The organism is Actinosynnema pretiosum (genome assembly GCF_024171695.1).
GTDB lineage: Bacteria > Actinomycetota > Actinomycetes > Mycobacteriales > Pseudonocardiaceae > Actinosynnema > Actinosynnema pretiosum.
The window spans coordinates 394,713-416,572 of sequence record NZ_JAMTCF010000007.1; the positions used below are offsets into that span (position 1 = coordinate 394,713).

The following is a 21,860-nucleotide window of genomic DNA, read 5'->3' on the forward strand; positions in this document are numbered from 1 at the left end:
TGCGCAGCGTGGTCAGGGGGTTGGTGGGGGATCGATGGGGTCGGTGTCGGTCAGGCGGCGGATGTGGGGGTAGTAGCGGGCGATTTCCCGCAGGTATAGATTCCAGTGCTCGATTTGCCATCTGGGGAATGCAGAGGATTCCTCGCTACACCTGTACGCGCCGCTGGGGAAAGCGGTCAGCCAATTCTTTCCGCGTGTCGCCAGTGTCATGAGGAGGGTGCCGTCGGCCCCGCGCACTTCGGTGGCTCCATTGGGTAAGATAGTGGCTGTACGCGAGCCATCCGGTGATCGTGCGGTTGTCGGTTCGCTGCGTTGGACCACCGCTTCTGCGACTTGGTGCAGCGTGGCTGCGCACACCCCGCTCGGAATCCAGATCTGTCCGCTCATGTCCTCGAGGACGGTGAGCAGAGTGCCGTCCTCTTGGTAGACAACCCCGTAGGTCGCAGGAGATGAAGCGAGCACTATCTCGGGCTGGCTGCGGCCCAGCACCGCCGCATCCGTCAGTTCCGGGTGCGCCTCGAAACCTCGCACGTTTATCAGTAATGCGCCTTTCCAATTGCTCCCGGTCAGCGCCGCGTCTGTGAGGTCGTCGTTCTCAAAAATCAGGCCTCGCAGGTCGAGTCCACGCAGATCCAGTGGACCCGCGCCTCTCAGCCTCCTGAGCACCTTAAGCGCATTGTGTCTTTTTTGGATGTCTGCACTCTGATCGGACACCAGGTTGGCCGCCCACGTGCGCGCCTGGTCATGACCGGTCAGGTCGCAGAAGAAATCCACCATTAGGAGCGATAAAGATCGTTTCACGATGTCCCTGATGTCACCGCCCTCGCGCAGCACAGCCGCTGCCTCGTTGGCGACCAGCCACTCCATGACCGACTGGTGCACGAATCCGAACCCGTCGTCCTTCCGCACCAGCAGCGTCCCCGAACCAACCGCGTGTACGGCCTGCTCCAGCGAGTACTCCCGCTCGGACAACCTGCTCAATACCTGCACGGCGTCACCCAGGTCTTTCTCCTGGATCGTCTCCTCCGTCGTGTCCCATAACTGCATCGCCAGTTCCGTGCACACCCGCAACCGCTCGTCCCGGTCGAACGACGGCAACCCGCGCGGGTGCTCCTGGCGCTCGCTCTCGCGCAGCAGCCAGTAGTCCACGAGTTCCCGGTACAGCTCGGCCGCGCTGATCGATCCCTCCCGTCGCTGCACCTCCCGCAACTGGTCCTCGTCCAGGTCGGCGATGAACGACAGCATCCGGGGGTTACCTGATAGCCCGAGCAGATCGTGCACCTCGTGCAGTAGTTCAACCCGTGCTCGTGCGCGAACGGCGTCCCCGCCGTAGTGCCTGTGCAGGAACTCCAGGATCTGCCCGTCCGTGAAGTCCTCCAGATCCATCAACTTGCTCGCACTCAAGGACGCCACGTCGCGCCCCAGCGCCGTCAGCACTTGGCGGGTCGACTTGAAGTGCTGAGTGCGGCTGGTCAGCACCACCTTCGCCTCACCGCTGACCACGTCCAGCAGCGTCGTCAGGTAGTCGGCCGCGTTGTCGTAGCCGACCCGCAGTTCCAGCTCGTCGAAGCCGTCGAACAGCAGCACCACCCGGCCGCTGCTGATCATGTACCGCAGCTTGGTCACGTCGACCACGTCAACGCCCTGGTCCACCAGTACTTGAACCAGGAGTTGATCCAGCGACGGCGCCTTCTCCAGCCTCCGCATGTCCACCAGCAACGGGGTCGGCCCATTCAGCTCCCTGGCGACCTGCCGCAGCAGGAACGACTTCCCGCGTCCGAAATCTCCCAGCACCATGACGAACTGCGCGGTGCTGCTGCCCAACCAGTCGAGCACCTGTCCCAAAGCATCCGTGCCTGCGTGATTTCCATACTGGTATCGCTGCCGCACGTACAGCTCCGCCGGGTAGATCGTGTCCGCCGCCAGCCGCTCCCGTAGTGACTGCTCGTACCGGCGCAGGTCGATCAAGCCCAGGTAGTCGATCCAACTGCGCAGGCGGACGCCTCGCCGTCGCGCCTGTTCGACCAGCTCTCCCGAAGCCGGTGGGCCGCTGTAAACCAGTTCCGACCTGGCAGAGGGATCACCCGAGGCGAACCGGGTGTGCACCTCTGCGGCGAACCGGTCAACGGCCGCCGCGGTGACTTCCCCCTCGACCGTGCCCACCGCCCACGAGTCCACCCCGCCACCGGGAAGCCGCTCGGTGATCCGCAAGTACCCCTCGGCCGGTGTCACGGTCGCCTCGGGTCGGGCGACCACCGTCGCCTCCACCACCCGCTCGAAGAACCCGCCCGGCTCCCTGGAGACCTCGTCCCGCTGGGTCGCCCCGCGTCGAACGGTGACCACAGCGGTATCCGGCACATCCCGGAACCACGCGTCGCACGACCGGTCCGCCTCCAAGCCGTGCGCCACCCCGAGCACCAACCACCCCCGCGCCCGGCACTCCTCCACCCGCTGCGCCGGAGGCTGCGCCACGTCGACACCTGCGCTGAGATGACTCACCCCCACCGTCGAGTTCACCCCAGCGACAGCCACCCCCAACTCCGGGTGCTCGTACAACGTCCAGGGCGCATCCCTGGTGAACTCGACCTCGAACCCCTCGTAAAACCGGTCGAACGCCTCCTTGTACGCCTGCCACTTAGGCCAGTACGGCGGCACAGGCTCCCGCTCCTCCGCCTCCGCCGCCAGGAAGTACGCCGCACAAGCCTTCAAGTTCACATCCCGCGTCCCCGGCACCACCGCCACCCGGTCACGCGCCAACCCCAACCGCTCGGCGACCTCCGCCAACACCCCAAAAGCCTCGGCGAACTCGCTCCGCAACCCGTGCTCCGTCAGATCCCCGGCGACCACCACCAGATCCGCCCGCACGTCCTCCTCGAACCGAGGCAGGGGTAACCCACTCCCGCACCGAAGCCCCGGCAGGTGCAGCACCACCGGATCGGTCGACCGCCACTCCGCTGTCAGCTCGGCCAACACCTCGACCGGCACCGCGTAGCTGTCCAAGGTCGACACCCCGGCCAGCGCCACCACGCCCACCACGCGCCCGGACGCGTCGTCCCACACCGGGCTCCCGCTGTACCCCCGCTGCACCTGCAACGCCGACCGCGAGTCCAGCTGCACCAACCCGCCGTCCACGCGCCCCCGGACCACCGCCTCCACCCACGCCCCCTGGGGCCGCGACGGCTTGCCGGGATACCCGAACACCCGCACCACCCGCCCCGGCAACGGCGACCGCGCAGCCAGCACCGCGGGCTCCACCCCAACCGGCACAGCGGAGAGCTCCAACCGGGCCACGTCCTCCGAAGGCGAGGGCAGCCACCGCCGCACGACGCCATCGGCCGAACCCCGCCCTGGGAACTCCACCCGCACCACACCCGAGGGCTCCGAAAGCACCCCCTCGCCCCGCCCCAGCGCCAAATTCACCACATGCGCGCAAGTGACGAACCGACCACCCTCCAGCAGCACCCCGACACCCACCGTGTTCCCCGCGCCATCGAGCACGCGGGCCACGGAGCTGGGTAAGGAACCGGCAGGCACCGCCCACACCTACCACACATACTCTTCCGTCATGGACGTCCTCGTTGTCGATCACCCCCTGGCCAGGGCCCGCCTGACCACCATGCGCGACGCCCGCACGGACAACGCCGCGTTCCGCGCCGCGCTGCACGAGCTCACCGTCATGCTCGTCTACGAAGCCACCCGCAACGCCCCCGTCGCCGAGGAGCGCGTGCACACCCCCGTCGCCCGCACCACCGGCTACCGCCTCGCCAACCCGCCGCTGCTCGTGCCGGTGCTCCGCGCCGGCCTCGGCATGGCCGACCAGGCGCACAAGCTCATCCCCGACGCGCAGATGGGCTTCGTCGGCCTGGCCCGCGACGAGGAGACGCTCCAGCCGACCCCCTACATGGTGTCGCTGCCGGAATCCCTCGCGGGCCGCCCGGTGTTCGTGCTCGACCCGATGCTCGCCACCGGCGGCTCGATGGTCTACACGATCAAGCTGCTCACCGAGCGCGGCGCGACCGACGTGACCGCCGTGTGCGCGCTCGCGGCTCCCGAGGGCATCGAGCACCTGCGCGAGTCGGGGCTGCCGGTCCGCCTCGTGACCGCCAGCGTGGACGAGCGGCTCAACGACTCCGGGTTCATCGTGCCCGGCCTCGGCGACGCGGGCGACCGGCAGTACGGCGCCGTCTGATCGGACCAGCGCGGAAGGGGCCGTCCGGGGTCGGGCGGCCCCTTCGCCGTTCCCCGGCCCCGTCCGCACCAGTGCGGACCCGGTCGACCCCTCGTCCCGGTAACGGCAGGCGCCAGGGTTGCGCCGTTCAGCCGTAGAGGTGGTCTAGACCTCTGCTCTACGTTCTGGTTCGGACCGATTGCTCCGCGAACGGTGGCGAGCACCCGCCCACCTGCGCGGACGCCGGGTACGGGCCACCTCGCGAGAGGTGGTCAAGGGGGTCGGGGAGGGTATGCGGCGGCCTCCTCCCCGGCCTCCGCCCGCCCAGGGGGCATCACCCGCGACGGTCGGCTCGCGGCGCCGAAAAACCGAGGGCCCTGCGCCGAACGCCGTTGCGCCGCAAAGCATTTCTCGGGGAAGGGCCGCGCACACCGTTGTGCGGCAAGGACCTCGCGGGTGCGACTACCTCCGCCGCCACCCGTCGCACTGCGCCCGCACCGCCCGCTCGTAGACCGCCTCCACCGCGAGCCCTGCGGGCAGCGCCGCGTTCAGCTCCAGCGAGATCAGGCCGTGCACCAACCCCCACAGCGCCAGCGCCAGTTGCCCCGGCTCCTCGTCCGCGAACACCCCGTCCCGCACCGCCCGCTCCACCGCGCCGAGCACCGGCTGGAACGTCCCGCGCGCCAGCTCCGCGACCCCCGCCGACGGCTGGAAGTCCAGCGTGGACCGGCTGCTGAACATCACCAGGTAGAAGTGCGGGTCCGCCAGCGCGTGCTCCCGGTAGGCCGCGCCGATCCGCGCGATGTCCTCCACCGGGTCGTCCGTCCTCGGCACGGAGGCAAGCCTCTGCTCGTAACGGCGGAACCCCTCTTCGTACAACGCGTCCAACAGCGCGGGCTTGCCCCCGAACAGCGAGTACACCGCTGTGGTCGAGGTGTTGACATCCGCCGCGAGCCTGCGCAAGCTCAGTGCGCCCGGCCCCTCGGTGGACAGGAGTTCACCCGCGCGGTCGAGCAGCCGAACGCGAAGGGCGTCGTCGTGGGTCTTCGGTCTTGGCACCGGGGAATCGTAACGCAACGGTGTTATAAAAAGCCTCTGGTCAGCGTGGTACCACATTGGTACCATCAAGAGAATGGCGATGACCTTGCGTCTGAGCGATGAGGAGAACCGGCGGCTCGACGAGCTCGCAGCCGCCGAGGGCCGGTCCAAGCAGGAAGTCGTGCGGCTCGCGCTGGCCGACCGCTGGGCCAGGCTCCAGAAGGAGGAGGAGCTGTCCGAGGTGCTCGGACGGGTGCTCCCCAAGTACCGGGGTCTGCTCGACAAGCTGGGATCGGCCTGATGGCGCACTGACCGCGCCTCCGTTGTGATCCACTGGTGTCGTGGTCAACTACCTCGACGCCGGCGATCTGCTCGTGCTGGCGACCGCCGTCACCGGCGGCGATCTCGTCGTGCGCGACTTAGGCCTGCTCGACTCCGCTGCTCACCGCCCCAGGGCGACCGTGCTCGGCGTCGAGGCCTACGACACGCTGTGGCTCAAGGCCTCCGCCCTGCTCGACTCCATCGTCCGCACCCGTCCCCTGTCCGAGGGCAACTGGCGCCTCGGGTGGGTGGCCGCCGTGACGCTGTGCGACATCAACGGCTGGTGGATCGAGGCCGAGGAGGACGACGCCCTCGAACTCGTCCGCTCGCTCGGCCGCGAGCAGGTCGACGTCCCCGGCATGGCGGCCCACCTGGAGGCGTGGGGCGTGCCCAAGGACAGCTGACCGGCCGGAGGTCGCGGGCCCGAAGGCGCGCGCACGGCGAAACCCCAGGCGGGCGCGGAACCACCGCAGCGGGGGCGTTGACCGGGAACCGGACCGGGTCCCTACCGTTCCGGGTGTGACGATCTCGATCGCCCTGGCCGCGGAGCGCAGCGGCCTGTCCATCGACACCCTGCGCTACTACGAGCGGATCGGGCTGCTCGACCCGCCCGCCCGCGACTCCGGCGGCAGGCGGGACTACAGCGAGGAAGACCTCAGCTGGCTCGCGTTCCTGACCACCATGCGCGGCACCGGGATGCCGATCAAGATGCTGCGCGAGTACGCCCAACTTCGGCACCGCGGCGATCCCGGCGCGGCCAGGCGGCGGGAGATCCTCGTCGAGCACCGCGTCGCGGTGCGCGAGCGCGTCGCCGAGCTCCAGGCCTGTCTCGGCCTGCTCGACTACAAGATCGAGCACTACGGCAGCCTGGAGCGCACGTTCGTGGAGGGCATCACCGAGGGCGCCACCGCCTGAGCGCGCCATGAGCGAACCATGAGCGGGCCCCTGAGCTGCGGAAACGCCGGGAAGCGGGCGGGGGATTGGCGGGGAACCAACGGGGGACGGGACGCGCGCGCCGAGTTGCCGCGTGATCGGTGATGGATAACATCAGCCCCGCGCGATGCGCAGCCCAGGCTGCGACTGCCGCGATCCCGCCTCTGTCTCGCCAAGCAGGGGGTGAGCCGGGGGAGCGAGCAGGACCACCCAGCACCGCGCACGCACCGCGCTGCACCACGCTCGCACAGGTCGCCGCCCGCGCTCACCGGGAGGCCGAACCGTCGCGAGGTGGTCATGGCCGCGCACTGGGCCGCGCTGCTCGTCCTGCTCCCGCCCCTGATCGGCCTCGCGCGCCACTGGCTCGTGCTGCGCTTCTTCCGCCGCGTCTACGAGCACGGCGGCGCCAAGGACCTCAAGGCCGCCGCCGAGGCCGTCCGCCGCACCAGGCCGTGGACCGCCGACCTCCAGTCCGGGAGGCGTCCCGGCGCGGCCCCGCCCCGACCGGACCCGCCCGCGAGGGGGGACCGCCTGCCCGCCCGGCGGTCGGTGCGCAAGACTAGGGGCGTCCCCCCGTCAGGCGCGCTGGAGCGCCCGTCGCACCGGGGGGACGGCAACGGGGGGTGACCGGCGCGCAACCGGTGACGGCCCGGCGCGTCCTAGCAAGTGACAGGAGGGAGTCATGGACACTCGCAGCATCGCCACGATGGCGCGCAACCGCCGGATCATCTGGGGTGGTGGCGTCGGCCTCGCGGTCGGCCTGATCGGCTTCCCGCTGGTGCTCATGAGCGTGTGGCCCGGAGTCGACCACAGCCCGTGGAGCATCAACACGATGGTCCTCGCGGCGGGCGTCGCCCTGTGCACGCTCAGCTACATCGGCATCCGCCTCGCGGTCTCGGCCTTCACCGAAGACCGCGTCTCGCCGCCGGACAACCGGCCCTACCTGGTGGCCGGTGGTGCGGCGGCGATCGCCGTGCTCTGCCTGGTCATCGCGGTCATGGGCTGACCCAGGCGCCCGCACCGGACCGCGCGGCCGACCTCAGTCGGCCAGCAGGTCCGACACGCGCTCGCGCAGGGCGCCCAACCGCTCACCCCCACGGGCACGGGCCGAGGCCAGGTCGGCGGGGTCCGCCACGGGCTCCACGACCTCCAGGTAGGCCTTCAGCTTCGGCTCCGTGCCCGACGGGCGGACCACCACCCGCTCGCCGTCCCGCGTCAACCGCACGACGTCCGCGCCGGGCAGCAGGTCCTCGAACCCGAACCCCTCCGGCGGCGACTGCCGCAACCGCGCCATGAGCGCGCCGATCCGGCTCAGGTCGGTGAAGCGCAGCGACACCTGGTCGGTCAGGTGCAGCCCGTGCTCCAGCGCCAGCTGGTCCAGCGCGTCCAGCAGCGTCCGGCCCGACGCCTTCAGCGTGGCCGCCAGGTCGCAGGCCACCACCGCCGCCGAGATCCCGTCCTTGTCGCTGACGTGCTCCGGGTCGACGCAGTGCCCCAGCGCCTCCTCGTACGCGTACACCAGCCGGTCACCGGCCCGCACCAGCCACTTGAACCCGGTCAGCGTCTCCGCGTACCGCGCCCCGCGCGCCTGCGCGATGCTCCTGAGCAGCGAGGACGACACGATCGTCGTGGCCACCAGCGGGTCGCTCTCCTCGGTGGTGCTCAGCACCAGCGACCCGAGCAGCACGCCCGTCTCGTCGCCGCGCAGCATCCGCCAGGACCCGTCCCGCTCCTTCACGCCCAGCGCGCACCGGTCCGCGTCCGGGTCCAGCGCGACCGCCAGGTCCGCGTCGACCTGCGCGGCCAGCTCCAGCAACCGGTCGGCCGCGCCCGGCTCCTCCGGGTTCGGGAACGCCACGGTCGGGAAGTCCGGGTCGGGCACGGCCTGCGCGCGCACCACGTGCACGTCGGTGAACCCGGCCCGGCTCAGCGCCTCCACGGCGGTCGCGCCGCCCACCCCGTGCATCGGGGTCAGCGCCACCCGCAGCCCGCGCGCGGACCCGCGCGGCAGCGACGACACCCGGCCCAGGTACTCGTCCAGCTCGTCCTCGGACACCTCGGTCCACGACTCGCTCGTCGGCACCGACACCGCCGCCGCCACCTCGGCGATGGCCACCTCGATCCGCCGGTCGGCGGGCGGCACGATCTGCGACCCGCCCTCCAGGTACAGCTTGTAGCCGTTGTCGGCGGGCGGGTTGTGCGAGGCGGTGATCTGCACGCCCGCCACCGCGCCGTGCCGCCGCACCAGGAACGCCACCAGCGGCGTCGGCAGCGGCCGGGGCAGCAGCTTCACGGTGAACCCGGCTGCGGCGAGCACACCGGCCGCCGCGCGCGCGAAGTCCTCCGAGCCGTGCCTGGCGTCCCGGCCGACGAACACCAGGCCGCGCACCCCGTTCGCCTGCTCGGCCAGCCACCGGGCCACCCCGGCGGTCGTGCGCACCACGACCGCCCGGTTCATCCCGTTCGGCCCGGCCCGCACCGGCCCGCGCAGCCCGGCGGTGCCGAACGTCAGCGGCCCGGACATCCGGTCGGCCAGCTCCTCCAGCGCCACCGGGTCGCCGCCCATCGCCCCGGCCAGGACGCGCTGCAGCTCGGTGCGCGCCTCCATGTCCGGGTCGTCGGCGATCCAGCGGAACGCGGCGTCGCGCAGCGCGGGGGACAGCGTCATGCCCGCTCCACCAGCTCCCGCAGCAGCGCGCCCATGCGGCTCGCGGCGGCCTGACCGGCCTCCAGCACCTCCTGGTGGTTCAGCGGCTCGCCGGTGATGCCCGCCGCCAGGTTCGTCACCAGGGACAGGCCGAACACCTCCACGCCCTCGGCGCGCGCCGCGATGGCCTCCAGCACGGTGGACATGCCGACCAGGTCGGCGCCCATGGTGCGCAGCATCCGGATCTCGGCGGGCGTCTCGAAGTGCGGGCCGGGCAGACCGGCGTACACGCCCTCCTCCAGGGAGGGGTCGATGCCGCGCGCGATCTCGCGCAGGCGCGGCGAGTACAGGTCGGTCAGGTCCACGAACCGGGCGCCCACCAGCGGCGACGACGCGGTCAGGTTCAGGTGGTCGCTGATCAGCACCGGCTGGCCCACCGACATGCCCTGGCGAAGGCCGCCCGCCGCGTTGGTCAGCACCACGGTCTTGACGCCCGCCGCGGCGGCGGTGCGCACGCCGTGCACGACCTTGGTGATGCCCTTGCCCTCGTAGCCGTGCGTGCGGCCCAGCACGACCAGCGCGTTCTTGTCGCCCACCCGCACCGAGCGGATGGTGCCGCCGTGCCCGACGGCGGTGGGGGCCTCGAAGCCGGGCAGCTCGCCCATGGGGATCTCGGCCTGCGCCTGGCCGATCAGGTCGGCGGCGGGCCGCCACCCGGAGCCGAGGACGACGGCGATGTCGTGCCGGTCGACCCCGGTCCTCTCGCTCAGCGCCCGCGCCGCGTCGGCGGCGAGCGCTTCCGGACTGGTGTTCTCACTCTTGGCGGTCACCGCGGGAGCCTAACTCCCGCCGGGGGCGGTCGCCGCAGGTCACCCGATCACGGTCAGCGTGGGCGCGATCGAGTCGAACAGCTGCTCCCGGCCCTGCTCCTCCTGCTCGGTCGGGAACACCACCTCCACCACCCACAGGTCGTTGCCCCTGGGCAGCACCCGCGCGTAGTGCGAGCGCCGGGTCTCCGCCGAGCCCTCGCCGCCGCGGTGCTGCCCGGCGCGCGGCTGCTCGACGGTGTTGTAGCTGTACTGGACCGCGCCGTCCCGCCCGGCGTTCGGCAGCGGCTCGGTGGGCTGCTTCTCCTGGCCGGGGAAGTGGTTGTCCTTCCCCCACCGCCCGGCGACCAGGTCCAGGTAGTTGTCCACGCTCAGGCCGGGGAAGAAGTCCGGGAACCGCTCGACCGTCACCTGCCAGCTCCCGGACGGGTCCACCAGCAGCACGGCGGTGCTGTTGGCCACGCCGCCGTTGCCGCTCTGCGTCACGAACGAGGTCCAGTCCGAGCCGACGTCGATGGTGAACCCCGCGCCCCGGTCGCCCTCCTTGGTGGCCGCGCGCAGCTCCCTGCGCACCAGCGACACGGTCACCGTCGCGGGCGCGGACGGGGTGCGCTCGGCGCTCGACGCGGCGGGCGGGAGCAGCGGTCTGCCCGCCGCCGCGAGGGTCAGCACGAACCCGGAGCCCGCGCCGATGGTGAACAGCACCGTCGCGGCCAGCGCGAGCAGCACCGTGGCCAGCCCCGAGCGGCGGGCGGGCGCCGCGTCCGGGAAGTCGTGGTGGCCGTCGTAGTCGTCCTCGTAGTCGTCCGCGTAGTCCGCGCCGTACTCGTGGGAGAGGTCGGTGCTCCGGTCCGCGTCGGACGAGCCGCCGGACAGCAGGAACGGCAGCGGGCCGGGGTCCGCGGCCAGCGGGGCGTCCGGCGCGGGCTCGGCCGAGCGCAGCTTCACCGGCTCCGGCCGCACCACCTCGACCACCGGCCTCGGCGCCGCGCCCTCCTCGAACGGGAAGCCGTCGGCGTCCGGCAGCAGCGGGCGCACCAGCCTGCGCACCTCGGACAGCGGCAACCGCTCGGCCGGGTCCTTGCGCATCAGCCCGCCGACCACCTCGGCCAGCTCGCCGCACACGTCCGTGGCGGGCACGTCGCCGTGCACCACCTGGTTGATGGTCTGCAGCGGGTTGTCGCCCTCGTAGGGCAGCTGGCCGGTCATCGCCGCGAACAGCGTCGCGCCCAGGCTCCACTGGTCGACCGCCTGCGTCACGACCCCGTCGGTGGCGATCTCCGGCGCGATGAACGCGGGCGTGCCCAGCGCGATGCCGCGCGAGGTCATGGTCGCCTCGGCCATGTTGCGGGCGATGCCGAAGTCGGTCAGCTTCACCCGGCCGTCCGAGGCGACCAGCACGTTGCCCGGCTTGACGTCCCGGTGCGTGATGCCCGCCCGGTGCGCGGCGTCCAGCCCGGACGCGACCGCGTGCGCCACCACCGCGCCCTGCTCGGCGGTCAGCGGCCCGCAGCGGCGCACCACCTCGGCCAGCGACTCGGACGGCACCAGCTCCATCACCACGTACGGGTCGCCGTCGAGCTGCACCACGTCGTAGATCGTCACCAGGTTCGGGTGGGCCAGCTGCGCGGCGGCGCGGGCCTCGCGCAGCGTGCGCTCCCGCAGCACCGCCGCCTCGCCGCTCGCCATCCCGGACGGCTGGAAGACTTCCTTCACGGCGACCGCGCGCCGCAGCACCTCGTCGTGCGCGGCCCAGACGGTCCCCATCGACCCGCTGCCGAGCACGTGGTGCAGGCGGTAACGGCCCGCGATGAGGCGCTCACTGTCCACCCGGCCATTGTCCACGAGGCGACCCGCCCGCCCGCGCCGCTCGCGCCCGCCGCCGCCCGGTCGGGCGGCACCGCAGTTCGGACGCCCGCAGCGGCCCCGCGCACCCCTAGCGGCGCGGCCCGGCCGTCGCGATCCGGCCTTCGGGACGCCGCAAGCCCGCCGCCGCGCGCGGTCACGCAGGGTTCGCGCGCACCGGCCGGGAGCGGGGGCGGGCGACCGCGCGCGGCCACCGCGCCCGGCGCGGGTAGGGGACCGCGCCTCCCCCCTAGCGCGCAGGGGGTTGATCGTTCCCGTTCGGGGGGCGACCGCGCCGCCACGGGCGATCCACCCCAAAGATTGCCTAGCCGCGCGCGCACCCGTCCGCGAGACTGCGGGACATGATGGAGCAGCCGGGCGAGCTGGCGCTGGCCGCCGAGTTCCCCGAACCCGACCGCGAGCGGTGGCTGGGCCTGGTCGACGGCGTGCTCGGCAAGACCGGCGCCGAGTACGACTCGCTCGTCACCACGACCTACGACGGCATCGCCGTGCAGCCGCTGCACACCGCCGACGAGCCGCTGCCCGCCACCGGCCTGCCCGGCACGTCCCCGTTCACCAGGGGCGGCAGGCCGCAGGGCACCGCGCTGGGCTGGGAGATCCGCCAGCAGCACCGGGAGGCCGACCGCGAGGCGGTCATGGCGGACCTGGAGAACGGCGTCGGCGCGCTGTGGCTCAAGGGGATCGCCGCCGCCGACCTGGAACCGCTGCTGGCCGAGGTCTACCTCGACCTCGCGCCGGTGGTGCTCGACGCGGGCGCCGACTTCGCCGCCTCGGGCCGGGAGCTGCTGCGGATCTGGGGCGAGCGGTCCGCGCCGGGCAGCGAGCTGGCGGGCAACCTCGGCGCCGACCCGCTCGGCGTCCTCGCCGCCACCGGCCAGGAGCCGGACACCGCCGCGCTGCTCGACCTGCTGCCGCGCCTCGACCCGTTCCCGGCCGCCCGGCTGGTCGTCGTCGACGCCCTGCCGCACCACGGCGCGGGCGGCTCCGACGCCCAGGAGCTCGGCGCCTCGCTGGCGGCGGGCGTCGCCTACCTGCGGCTGCTCACCGACGCCGGGCTCACCGTCGCGCGCGCCGCGCGGCTGCTGGAGTTCCGCTACGCGGCCACCGCCGACCAGTTCCTCACCACCGCCAAGCTCCGCGCCGCCCGCAGGCTGTGGGCCCGCGTCACCGAGGTGTGCGGCGAGCCGTCCCCGCAGGTCCAGCACGCCGTGACGTCCCCGGCGATGATGACCCGCCGCGACCCGTGGGTGAACATGCTGCGCACCACGATCGCCTGCGCGGGCGCCGGGATGGGCGGGGCCGACGCGATCACCGTGCTGCCGTTCGACCACGCCATCGGCCTGCCCGACGACTTCTCCCGCCGCATCGCCCGCAACACCCAGTCCGTGCTGCTGGAGGAGTCCCGGCTGTCGGCGGTGATCGACCCGGCGGGCGGCTCCTGGTACGTCGAGCGGCTCACCGAGGACCTCGCCCAGGCCGCGTGGCGCTGGTTCCAGGAGATCGAGGCCGGGGGCGGGATCGCCGCAGCGCTGCGCTCCGGCCTGGTCGCCGACCGGCTCGCCGAGACCTGGGAGCGCCGCCGCGCCAACCTCGCCGACCGCACCGACGCCATCACCGGCGTCAGCGAGTTCCCGAACCTGGGCGAGAAGCCCGTGGTGCGCCGCCCCGCCCCGCCGGAGCCCGGCGGCGGGCTGCCCGTCGTCCGCTACGCCCAGGACTTCGAGGCGCTGCGCGACCGCGCCGACGCCGCGCCCGAGCGGCCGAAGGTCTTCCTGGCCACGCTCGGACCGGTCGCCGCGCACACCGCCCGCGCGACCTTCGCCGCCAACCTGCTCCAGGCGGGCGGCGTCGAGACCCCGCAGGCCGGTCCCACGAGGACCCCCGACGACGTCGTCGCGGCGTTCCGCGCCAGCGGCGCCCGCGTCGCCTGCCTGTGCGGCAGCGAGAGCTCCTACGCGGAGCTGGCCGCCCCCGTCGCCGACGCCCTGCGCGCGGCGGGCGCCGAGCGCGTCCTGCTCGCGGGCAAGCGGTCCGACGCGGTGATCGACGACCACCTGTTCCTGGGCTGCCCCGCGCTCGACGTGCTCGGGCGCACCTTCGAGTCCCTCGGAGTCCCACGATGATCCCCGACTTCAGCCGGGTCGACCTCGGCGCGCCGAGCGGGTCCGACGACCGGGCGCGCTGGCAGGCCGCGCTGCACGACGCCACCGGCAAGGGCGCCGACGCGCTCGCCTGGGAGACCCCGGAGGGCATCGGCGTCAAGCCGGTCTACACCGCCGAGGACCTGGCGGGCCTTGACTTCCTGCGCACCTACCCCGGCGTCCCGCCGTACCTGCGCGGCCCGTACCCGACCATGTACGTCAACCAGCCGTGGACCATCCGGCAGTACGCCGGGTTCTCCACCGCCGAGGAGTCCAACGCCTTCTACCGCCGCAACCTCGCGGCCGGGCAGAAGGGCCTGTCGGTCGCGTTCGACCTGGCCACCCACCGGGGCTACGACTCCGACCACCCGCGCGTGGCGGGCGACGTGGGCATGGCGGGCGTGGCCATCGACTCCATCTACGACATGCGGATGCTCTTCGACGGCATCCCGCTGGACCGGATGAGCGTGTCGATGACCATGAACGGCGCGGTGCTGCCCGTGCTGGCGCTGTACGTCGTGGCCGCCGAGGAGCAGGGGGTGGAACCGGCGAAGCTGGCCGGGACCATCCAGAACGACATCCTCAAGGAGTTCATGGTCCGCAACACCTACATCTACCCGCCGAGACCGTCGATGCGGATCATCTCCGACATCTTCGCCTTCACCTCGCGGTCCATGCCGAAGTTCAACTCCATCTCGATCTCCGGCTACCACATGCAGGAGGCCGGGGCGACCGCCGACCTGGAGCTGGCCTACACGCTCGCGGACGGCGTCGAGTACCTGCGCGCCGGTCGCGGCGCCGGTCTGGACGTGGACGCGTTCGCGCCCCGGCTGTCGTTCTTCTGGGCCGTGGGCATGAACTTCTACATGGAGATCGCCAAGCTGCGCGCCGCCCGGCTGCTGTGGGCCAAGCTGGTCAAGGGCTTCGAGCCGAAGTCGCCCAAGTCGCTGTCGCTGCGCACGCACTGCCAGACCTCCGGCTGGTCGCTGACCGCGCAGGACGTGTTCAACAACGTCGCCCGCACCTGCGTGGAGGCGATGGCCGCCACCCAGGGCCACACCCAGTCGCTGCACACCAACGCGCTCGACGAGGCGCTGGCGCTGCCCACCGACTTCTCCGCCCGGATCGCCCGCAACACCCAGCTGCTGATCCAGCAGGAGTCCGGCACCACGCGGGTGATCGACCCGTGGGGCGGCAGCGCGTTCGTGGAGCGGCTCACCCACGACCTCGCGCACCGGGCGTGGGCGCACATCACCGAGGTGGAGGCGGCGGGCGGGATGGCCGCCGCGATCGACGCGGGCATCCCCAAGCTGCGCATCGAGGAGGCCGCCGCCCGCACCCAGGCGCGCATCGACTCCGGCAGGCAGCCGGTGATCGGCGTGAACAAGTACCCGGTGGACGCGGACGAGCAGATCGAGGTGCTCAAGGTCGACAACGCGGGCGTGCGGGCCAGCCAGCTCGCCAAGCTGGAGCGGCTGCGCGCCGAGCGCGACCAGGCCGAGGTGGAGTCCGCGCTGGGCGCGCTCACCCGCGCGGCGGGCGCGGACACCGGCGACGCGGCGGGCAACCTGCTGGAGCTGGCCATCTCCGCCGCCCGCGCCAAGGCCACGGTCGGGGAGATCTCCGAGGCGCTCGGCAAGGTGTGGGGCCGCCACTCCGCGCAGATCAGGACGATCACCGGCGTGTACCGGGAGGAGGTCGGGGCGGTGTCCAACGTGGAGAGCACCCGCGCCAGGGTCGCGGCGTTCGCCGAGGAGGAGGGCCGCCGCCCGCGCGTCCTGGTCGCCAAGATGGGCCAGGACGGGCACGACCGGGGCCAGAAGGTGATCGCGACCGCGTTCGCCGACCTCGGCTTCGACGTCGACGTCGGCCCGCTGTTCCAGACCCCGGACGAGGTGGCGCGCCAGGCCGTGGAGGCCGACGTGCACGTGGTCGGCGTGTCCTCGCTGGCCGCCGGGCACCTGACCCTGGTGCCCGCGCTGCGCTCGGCGCTGGCCGAGCTGGACCGGGACGACATCATGATCGTGGTCGGCGGCGTGATCCCGCCGCAGGACTTCGAGGCGCTGCGGGAGGCGGGCGCGTCGGCGATCTTCCCGCCCGGCACGGTCATCGCCGAGGCCGCCGCCGACCTGCTGCGCGAGCTGTCGGCCAGGCTCGGGCATGGCTAGGCGGCTCACCGCGGCCGAGTACGCCGAGGGGGTGCTGGGCGGCAGCAGGGCCGTGCTCGCCCGCGCCATCACCCTGGTCGAGTCCACCCGCCCCGACCACCGCGAGCTGGCGCAGGAGCTGCTGGTCGAGCTGCTGCCCCGCTCCGGCGGCGCGCACCGGGTGGGCGTGACCGGGGTGCCGGGCGTCGGCAAGTCCACGTTCATCGACGCCTTCGGCACCATGCTCACCGAGCGCGGGCGCCGGGTCGCGGTGCTGGCCGTCGACCCGTCGTCCACCCGCACCGGCGGCAGCATCCTCGGCGACAAGACCCGCATGGCCCGGCTGTCGGTGGACCAGCGCGCGTTCATCCGGCCCTCGCCCACCTCGGGCACGCTCGGTGGCGTCGCCAAGGCCACCCGCGAGTCGATCGTGCTGGTGGAGGCGGCCGGGTACGACGTGGTGCTGGTGGAGACCGTGGGCGTCGGGCAGTCCGAGACGGCGGTGGCGAACATGACGGACTGCTCGCTGCTGCTCACCCTGGCCCGCACCGGCGACCAGCTCCAGGGCATCAAGAAGGGCGTGCTGGAGCTGGCCGACGTGGTCGCGGTCAACAAGGCGGACGGCGAGCACGCGCTGGAGGCCCGCAAGGCGGCCCGCGAGCTGGCGGGCGCGCTGCGGCTGCTGCGCGCGCACGACGCGCCGTGGCACCAGCCGGTGCTCACCTGCAGCGGGCTCGACGGGACCGGGCTGGACGAGGTGTGGCGGCAGGTCGAGAAGCACCGGGCCACCCTGGAGGAGGCCGGGCTGCTGGAGCGGCGGCGCAGCGACCAGCAGGTCGGGTGGGCGTGGGCGATGGTGGAGGACCGGGTGCTCGGCGGGCTGCGGGCCGATCCTGGCGTGCGCGCCGAGGCGCCGGACCTGGAGCTGGCGGTGCGGGAGGGGCGGCTCACCGCCACCCTCGCCGCGGAGCGCATCCTCGAACTATTCACTCGCCGTTGAGAATCACTGGTTCAGGCGACCACTGACAGTGGTAACCAGACGGTGCGATGACTAGTCTGAGTAACCATGTGGCGTTCTGTGCTCGCGGTGTGGCTCTTCGCGGTCGTCTGCGCTGTCGGCACGTCCGCCACAGCGGCGGCGGCCCCGGAGCCGCAGGTCAGCGCTGCCTCGGCAGCGGTGTCGGGCGCGCGCCTCCAGCAGCCGGGGGACACCCCGGCGCCCGGCGGGACCGAGACCGTGGCCCCGGCGCCGACCAGCGCCGAGAACGGTCAGCCCGCGGGCGACTCGTCACCCGGAGTCAGCAGCGAGACCAAGCGCAAGCTGTGGCTCGGGGCGATCGCGCTGCTCCTGTTCGGCGGCGTCTTCTGGCGCAACAAGCGCAAGTGGGACCGGCGCAAGTCGTAGGGGTCCCGACCGGGGCTCGCCCACCCGGCCGTCCGCCCGACCCGCCGTCGAACCGGTCGCCGAACGACGGCGTGTCGGTCACCCCGACGGGGCTGCGGCACCCGTCCCCCGGCCCGCTCCGGCGACCCCGCGCAGGTCACGGGCCTCCCAACCAGTGGGAGACCGGTCTCTCATCTGCTGGGAGCAGTCGGGCGGTATATGGTCCCCTGACAGGTGCACCGGCGCGCTTGATCGGTCTGACCGAACTTCGTCGCACCGTTTGGCGCACCCCCGTGACCGGCCGCCGGTTGATCAAGGTGGGGAGCGTCACGCCCGCCGGGGCTGGTGCAGGATGGACGCAAATGGGTACCGACTTCAAGAAGCGCACGCGCTCGGCGGTCGAGCGCCACTCCGACGCGCTGGTCGCCCTGTCCCACAGCATCCACGCCGAGCCCGAGCTGGCGTTCCAGGAGCACCGCAGCGCGGCCAAGGTCGCCGACCTGCTGGAGGGCTCCGGCTTCGAGGTGGAGCGCGGCACGGCAGGCCTGGAGACCGCCTTCACCGCCACCTGCGGCAGCGGTGACCTGGTCGTGGCGCTGTGCGCCGAGTACGACGCCCTCCCCGAGGTCGGCCACGCCTGCGGCCACAACGTGATCGCCGCCGCGTCCGCAGGGGCCGGGCTCGCGCTGCGCGACCTCGCCGACGAGCTGGGGCTGACCGTCAAGGTGATCGGCACCCCGGCCGAGGAGGTCGGCGGCGGCAAGGTCCTCATGCTGGAGCGCGGCGCGTTCGACGGCGTCGGCCTCGCGATGATGGTGCACCCCGCCCCCTACGAGGCGGTGGCGGCCCGCTCGCTCGCGCTCACGGACCTGGAGGTCCGCTACACCGGCCGCCCCTCGCACGCCGCAGCCGCGCCCCACCGGGGGATCAACGCGGGCGACGCGCTCACCGTCGCGCAGGTCGCCATCGGACTGGCCAGGCAGCACTTCGAGCCCGGCCAGATGATCAGCGGCGTCGTGACCAGGGGCGGGGCGGCCCCCAACATCATCCCCGCGCACACCTCAGCCGTGTACGACCTGCGAGCCGACGACCTCGACTCGCTGATCGGCCTGGAGGAGCGCATCAGGAACTGCTTCCGCGCGGGAGCGGTGGCGACCGGCTGCGACCACGAGGTCGTGCAGGTCTCGCCCCCGTACGCGGAGCTGACCCCTGACCAGTGGCTCGCGGACGCCTACCGGCGCGCTGCAACGGAACTGGGCAGGAACCCGATGAGTCCCGAAGAGGAACAGCGGGAGAAGATCGGCAGCACGGACATGGGCAACATCACCCGCGTGCTGCCGTCGATCCACCCGACCATCGCAATCGACTGCGGAGACGCGGTGAACCACCAAATCGAGTTCGCTACTGCCTGCGCGTCGGCTTCCGCCGACCGCGCCCTGCTCGACGGGGCGCTCGCCCTCGCCTGGACCACGATCGCCGCGGCGTCCGACGCCGACCAGCGGGCCAGGTTGATCGCCGGGGCGGTGGGGGCGTCGTGACGATCCTCGACTCGCGTCCCGAACTGCCGAGTGAGAAGGGCTCCGAAGTGCTGCTGACCGAGCGCGGGGTCAGCATTGCCCCTGTGGACGACCTGGGTGAGGGCCGTGGCCCCTCGTGGCTGGACGACTGGCTGTCGGCGAACGGGTCCGAGGTCATCGCCTGGCGGCGGCACATCCACGCGCACCCCGAGCTGTCCCGCAAGGAGTACCGCACCACCGAGCTGATCGGCGACGTGCTGCGCTCGGCCGGGCTCAAGCCCAGGGTGCTGCCCGGCGGCACCGGCCTGGTGTGCGACGTGGGCAGCGGACCCCGGTGCGTGGCGCTGCGCGCGGACATCGACGCGCTGCCGCTGCGCGAGAACACCGGCGCGCCCTACGCGTCCGAGGTCGACGGGGTCTCGCACGCGTGCGGCCACGACGCGCACACCACCGTGCTGCTCGGCGCGGCGCTCGCGCTGGCCTCGGCCACCGAGCTGCCCGGCCGGGTGCGGCTGGTCTTCCAGCCCGCCGAGGAGATCATGCCCGGCGGCGCGCTCGACGTGCTCGCGGCCGGTGGCCTCGACGGGGTCGAGCGGATCTTCGGCCTGCACTGCGACCCCCGGCTCCAGGCCGGGCGGATCGGCACCAGGGTCGGCGCGATCACGTCCGCGTCGGACCTGCTGGAGCTGCGCCTGACCTCCCCCGGCGGCCACACCTCCCGCCCGCACCTGACCGCCGACCTGGTGCACGCGCTCGGCACGGTGATCACCGGGCTGCCGACGCTGCTGTCGCGCCGGGTCGACCCGAGGTCGGGCACGGTGCTCGTGTGGGGCGCGGTGCACGCGGGCGAGGCGGCCAACGCGGTGCCGCAGGACGGCGTGCTGCGCGGAACGCTGCGCACCGGCGACCGGGACATCTGGGCCGAGCTGGAACCGCTGGTCAAGGAGCTGGTGTCGTCCCTGCTGGCCCCGCTGGGCGTCGGCTTCGACCTGCACCACCGCCGGGGCGTGCCGCCCGTGGTGAACGACCGCGAGTCGACCATGCTGCTGCGCGCGGGCATCGAGGCCGCGCTGGGCGAGGACGCGCTGGCGGGCACCCAGCAGTCGTCGGGCGGCGAGGACTTCGGCTGGTACCTGGAGCACGTGCCGGGCTCGTTCGCGCGCCTGGGCGTGTGGGACGGCGAGGAGCCCCCGCGCGACCTGCACCAGCCGACGTTCAACCTGGACGAGCGGGCGCTGATGGTCGGCGTGCGCGTCATGGTGCACACGGCGCTGGCGGCGCTGGCGTAGGCCTGCCCGCAGTTGTCGCTCCGCCCCGCCACCGCGTCCGGTGGTGGGGCGGAGTGCTGTTCGGGGCGCGCTGCGGTTGCGGCGCGGCTCCGGTCACGCGCCGGGCGGCCCGCCGAGGCCGGTGCGGCCGACCGGCTCCGGCCGCTCCTCCGGCTTGCTCTGGCCCGGTTTGCTCTGACCCGGCGTGCTTCGGTTCGGCGTGCTCTGGTCCGGCCTGTTTCGGTCCGGCATGCTTCGGCCCGGCGTGCTTCGGCCCGGCCTGCATCGGTCCGGCGTGCTTCGGTCGGGCGTGTTCTGGCCCGACGTGCTTCGGCCCGGCCTGCTCTGGTCCGCCCTGCCCCGATCCGCCCTGCTCCGGTCCGGGCGAGCCCGAGACGGTCCGGGGTCGTGCGCGACCAGCCCGCCGAGGGCGGCGCGGTCGCCCCCGTTCCGGTGGCCGGGGTGCTCTCGCCGCCCGCGCAGCCACCGGCTAGCGGCAGGTCGTCCTCGAACTCGCTCCCGGTCGGGGCCGTCGCCCTCGTTCCCGCTGTTCAGGTTCCCGCTGTTCAGCGAACCTGGGGCAGCCGGGCAGCCGGGCAGCCGGGCAGCCGGGCAGCCGGGCGGGCGCCTGCGCGTCAGCGATCCGGCGGTCGCCAGCCGAGCCACGGGGGCGGTGGGGGAGCGGGCGGGATCGGTGGTCGTCCGGCCAGGTCCCAGCCGTCCGCCGTCCACGCCGGGCGCGTCGCGGCGGTCAGCCACAGCGCCGCCGACGTCAAGCCGATCAGCCAGGTCGCCGCCCCGTGCGTCCACGGCGGCTCGTGCGGCCAGCTCCCCGCCTGGGCGGTGTGCGCCCACGCCAGCGACGACGCCGCCGCCAGGTACGCGGTGACCGGTCTGCGCGCGAGCACCGCCGCCGCGCAGACCAGCGGGAACACCGACGGCTCCACGAGCAGCGGCACGGCCGTGGCCAGCACCACCCGCACCTTCAGCAGCCGGTGCGCGGCGATCACGTCGTCCACCTCGGGCCTCGGCGCGCGCCGCCGCGCGACGTGCGCCCGGTCGGCCAGGTCGAGCACCACCGGGTAGCCCACCGCGCTGACCAGCAGCAACGCCACGCCCACGGGCAGCAGCGGGGCGGCGGCCGGGCTCCAGCCGTCCAGGACAGCGCCCACGCCGAACGCCGTCAGCAGCACCATCGGCACCGGCAGCCACAGGCACGCCCGCAGCAGGTGCGCCTGCCCGTCCCGCAGCGCCAGACCGGTCGTCGCCACGACGAACCGCAGCGCGACCGGCCCGAGCACGCCGAGCACCGCGATCACCACGACCCCGATCGGCAGCCCGTGGTCCGAGGGCGACTCGCCCAGCCGCGCGACCACCCCGAACCCCGCGCCGAGCACGACCAGCGCGGGCCAGTACAGCCACGGCAGCACCGCGCGCAGCACCTCGGCGGCCCGGTCGACCACCCGCGCCGCCCCGCTCCCCGCCGACACCCGGAACTGCCCCACCAGCCACCCCCTGGACGGTGCTCCACCACCCAGCGTGCTCCCGAGCGGGCAGGTAACCCACCGCTTCAGGTGACGGCCACCCGTTCAGCCCACGCGGA

Annotated in this window: 18 protein-coding genes; 12 read left to right on the top strand and 6 right to left on the bottom strand. The window is 73.1% G+C overall.

Annotation, left to right across the window (positions count from 1 at the left end; translation table 11 throughout):
- Nucleotides 1–12: 12 nt before the first annotated feature.
- Entirely contained in the window at nucleotides 13–3,507 is a 3,495-nt protein-coding gene (locus tag LV78_RS17160) for a trypsin-like peptidase domain-containing protein (RefSeq protein ID WP_253846232.1), read from the bottom strand.
- 58 nt (nucleotides 3,508–3,565) lie between these two features.
- On the opposite strand from LV78_RS17160, the gene upp reads away from it, so the two are divergent.
- A complete protein-coding gene (gene upp / locus LV78_RS17165) occupies nucleotides 3,566–4,189 on the top strand; it encodes a uracil phosphoribosyltransferase (RefSeq protein WP_253846233.1) in 624 nt (207 codons plus the stop codon).
- Nucleotides 4,190–4,630: 441 nt separating this feature from the next.
- Here the strand turns inward: upp and LV78_RS17170 are convergent, their stop codons facing one another.
- Nucleotides 4,631–5,227, bottom strand: a complete 597-nt coding sequence (locus tag LV78_RS17170) for a TetR/AcrR family transcriptional regulator (protein ID WP_253846234.1) — start codon at nucleotides 5,225–5,227, stop codon at nucleotides 4,631–4,633.
- A 73-nt stretch (nucleotides 5,228–5,300) separates the two neighbouring features.
- Here LV78_RS17170 and LV78_RS17175 point away from each other — a divergent pair, with 73 nt between their 5' ends.
- The 5 genes from LV78_RS17175 to LV78_RS17195 all read left to right on the top strand — a co-directional run bounded on the left by LV78_RS17175 (nucleotide 5,301) and on the right by LV78_RS17195 (nucleotide 7,466).
- Nucleotides 5,301–5,507 carry a ribbon-helix-helix protein, CopG family gene (locus LV78_RS17175; protein ID WP_041837166.1) on the top strand — a complete coding sequence of 69 codons (207 nt, stop codon included), beginning with the start codon at nucleotides 5,301–5,303 and terminating at the stop codon, nucleotides 5,505–5,507.
- 40 nt (nucleotides 5,508–5,547) lie between these two features.
- Nucleotides 5,548–5,931 carry a type II toxin-antitoxin system death-on-curing family toxin gene (locus tag LV78_RS17180; protein ID WP_253846235.1) on the top strand — a complete coding sequence of 128 codons (384 nt, stop codon included), beginning with the start codon at nucleotides 5,548–5,550 and terminating at the stop codon, nucleotides 5,929–5,931.
- Nucleotides 5,932–6,046: 115 nt separating this feature from the next.
- A complete protein-coding gene (locus LV78_RS17185; RefSeq protein WP_253846237.1) occupies nucleotides 6,047–6,442 on the top strand; it encodes a MerR family transcriptional regulator in 396 nt (131 codons plus the stop codon).
- A 315-nt stretch (nucleotides 6,443–6,757) separates the two neighbouring features.
- Nucleotides 6,758–7,087 (top strand): hypothetical protein, encoded by a 330-nt coding sequence (locus LV78_RS17190; RefSeq protein ID WP_253846238.1) that lies wholly within the window; start codon nucleotides 6,758–6,760, stop codon nucleotides 7,085–7,087.
- Nucleotides 7,088–7,142: 55 nt separating this feature from the next.
- On the top strand, nucleotides 7,143–7,466 hold the full coding sequence (locus LV78_RS17195) for a hypothetical protein (RefSeq protein ID WP_253846239.1): 324 nt from the start codon (nucleotides 7,143–7,145) through the stop codon (nucleotides 7,464–7,466).
- 33 nt (nucleotides 7,467–7,499) lie between these two features.
- On the opposite strand, the gene LV78_RS17200 is transcribed toward LV78_RS17195, so the two are convergent.
- The 3 genes from LV78_RS17200 to LV78_RS17210 are packed head-to-tail and all read right to left on the bottom strand — an operon-like array spanning nucleotide 7,500 to nucleotide 11,764.
- Entirely contained in the window at nucleotides 7,500–9,128 is a 1,629-nt protein-coding gene (locus LV78_RS17200; RefSeq protein WP_253846240.1) for a phospho-sugar mutase, read from the bottom strand.
- Nucleotides 9,125–9,937, bottom strand: a complete 813-nt coding sequence (locus LV78_RS17205) for a purine-nucleoside phosphorylase (protein WP_096496988.1) — start codon at nucleotides 9,935–9,937, stop codon at nucleotides 9,125–9,127. The genes LV78_RS17200 and LV78_RS17205 overlap by 4 nt, the downstream gene beginning before the upstream one ends.
- A gap of 39 nt (nucleotides 9,938–9,976) precedes the next feature.
- Nucleotides 9,977–11,764, bottom strand: coding sequence for a serine/threonine-protein kinase (locus LV78_RS17210; protein ID WP_253846241.1), 1,788 nt, complete (start codon nucleotides 11,762–11,764; stop codon nucleotides 9,977–9,979).
- A 377-nt stretch (nucleotides 11,765–12,141) separates the two neighbouring features.
- On the opposite strand from LV78_RS17210, the gene LV78_RS17215 reads away from it, so the two are divergent.
- From LV78_RS17215 to LV78_RS17240, 6 genes are all read left to right on the top strand, one after another.
- The gene (locus LV78_RS17215; protein WP_253846242.1) at nucleotides 12,142–13,923 is read left to right on the top strand and encodes a methylmalonyl-CoA mutase family protein; all 1,782 of its coding nucleotides are present in this window, start codon (nucleotides 12,142–12,144) and stop codon (nucleotides 13,921–13,923) included.
- Nucleotides 13,920–16,109 (top strand): methylmalonyl-CoA mutase, encoded by a 2,190-nt coding sequence (gene scpA, locus LV78_RS17220; RefSeq protein WP_253846243.1) that lies wholly within the window; start codon nucleotides 13,920–13,922, stop codon nucleotides 16,107–16,109. The genes LV78_RS17215 and scpA overlap by 4 nt, the downstream gene beginning before the upstream one ends.
- Nucleotides 16,102–17,088 carry a methylmalonyl Co-A mutase-associated GTPase MeaB gene (meaB, locus tag LV78_RS17225; protein WP_253846244.1) on the top strand — a complete coding sequence of 329 codons (987 nt, stop codon included), beginning with the start codon at nucleotides 16,102–16,104 and terminating at the stop codon, nucleotides 17,086–17,088. The genes scpA and meaB overlap by 8 nt, the downstream gene beginning before the upstream one ends.
- A gap of 66 nt (nucleotides 17,089–17,154) precedes the next feature.
- Nucleotides 17,155–17,493 (top strand): hypothetical protein, encoded by a 339-nt coding sequence (locus tag LV78_RS17230; protein WP_253846246.1) that lies wholly within the window; start codon nucleotides 17,155–17,157, stop codon nucleotides 17,491–17,493.
- 341 nt (nucleotides 17,494–17,834) lie between these two features.
- The gene (locus tag LV78_RS17235; RefSeq protein ID WP_253846247.1) at nucleotides 17,835–19,010 is read left to right on the top strand and encodes a M20 family metallopeptidase; all 1,176 of its coding nucleotides are present in this window, start codon (nucleotides 17,835–17,837) and stop codon (nucleotides 19,008–19,010) included.
- Nucleotides 19,007–20,278 (top strand): amidohydrolase, encoded by a 1,272-nt coding sequence (locus LV78_RS17240; RefSeq protein WP_096496981.1) that lies wholly within the window; start codon nucleotides 19,007–19,009, stop codon nucleotides 20,276–20,278. Before LV78_RS17235 ends, LV78_RS17240 begins: the two co-directional genes overlap by 4 nt.
- Before the next feature lie 614 nt (nucleotides 20,279–20,892).
- On the opposite strand, the gene LV78_RS17245 is transcribed toward LV78_RS17240, so the two are convergent.
- Nucleotides 20,893–21,762: a hypothetical protein gene (locus tag LV78_RS17245; RefSeq protein ID WP_253846248.1), complete on the bottom strand. Its 870-nt coding sequence runs from the start codon at nucleotides 21,760–21,762 to the stop codon at nucleotides 20,893–20,895.
- Between the last annotated feature and the right edge of the window lie 98 nt (nucleotides 21,763–21,860).

Coding starts and splice junctions, on each gene's coding strand:
- upp (WP_253846233.1), top strand. CDS start 3,566: ATGGACGTCCTCGTTGTCGATCACCCCCTGGCCAGGGCCCGCCTGACC.
- LV78_RS17175 (WP_041837166.1), top strand. CDS start 5,301: ATGGCGATGACCTTGCGTCTGAGCGATGAGGAGAACCGGCGGCTCGAC.
- LV78_RS17190 (WP_253846238.1), top strand. CDS start 6,758: ATGGCCGCGCACTGGGCCGCGCTGCTCGTCCTGCTCCCGCCCCTGATC.
- LV78_RS17195 (WP_253846239.1), top strand. CDS start 7,143: ATGGACACTCGCAGCATCGCCACGATGGCGCGCAACCGCCGGATCATC.
- LV78_RS17200 (WP_253846240.1), bottom strand. CDS start 9,128: ATGACGCTGTCCCCCGCGCTGCGCGACGCCGCGTTCCGCTGGATCGCC.
- LV78_RS17215 (WP_253846242.1), top strand. CDS start 12,142: ATGATGGAGCAGCCGGGCGAGCTGGCGCTGGCCGCCGAGTTCCCCGAA.
- scpA (WP_253846243.1), top strand. CDS start 13,920: ATGATCCCCGACTTCAGCCGGGTCGACCTCGGCGCGCCGAGCGGGTCC.
- meaB (WP_253846244.1), top strand. CDS start 16,102: ATGGCTAGGCGGCTCACCGCGGCCGAGTACGCCGAGGGGGTGCTGGGC.
- LV78_RS17230 (WP_253846246.1), top strand. CDS start 17,155: ATGTGGCGTTCTGTGCTCGCGGTGTGGCTCTTCGCGGTCGTCTGCGCT.
- LV78_RS17235 (WP_253846247.1), top strand. CDS start 17,835: ATGGGTACCGACTTCAAGAAGCGCACGCGCTCGGCGGTCGAGCGCCAC.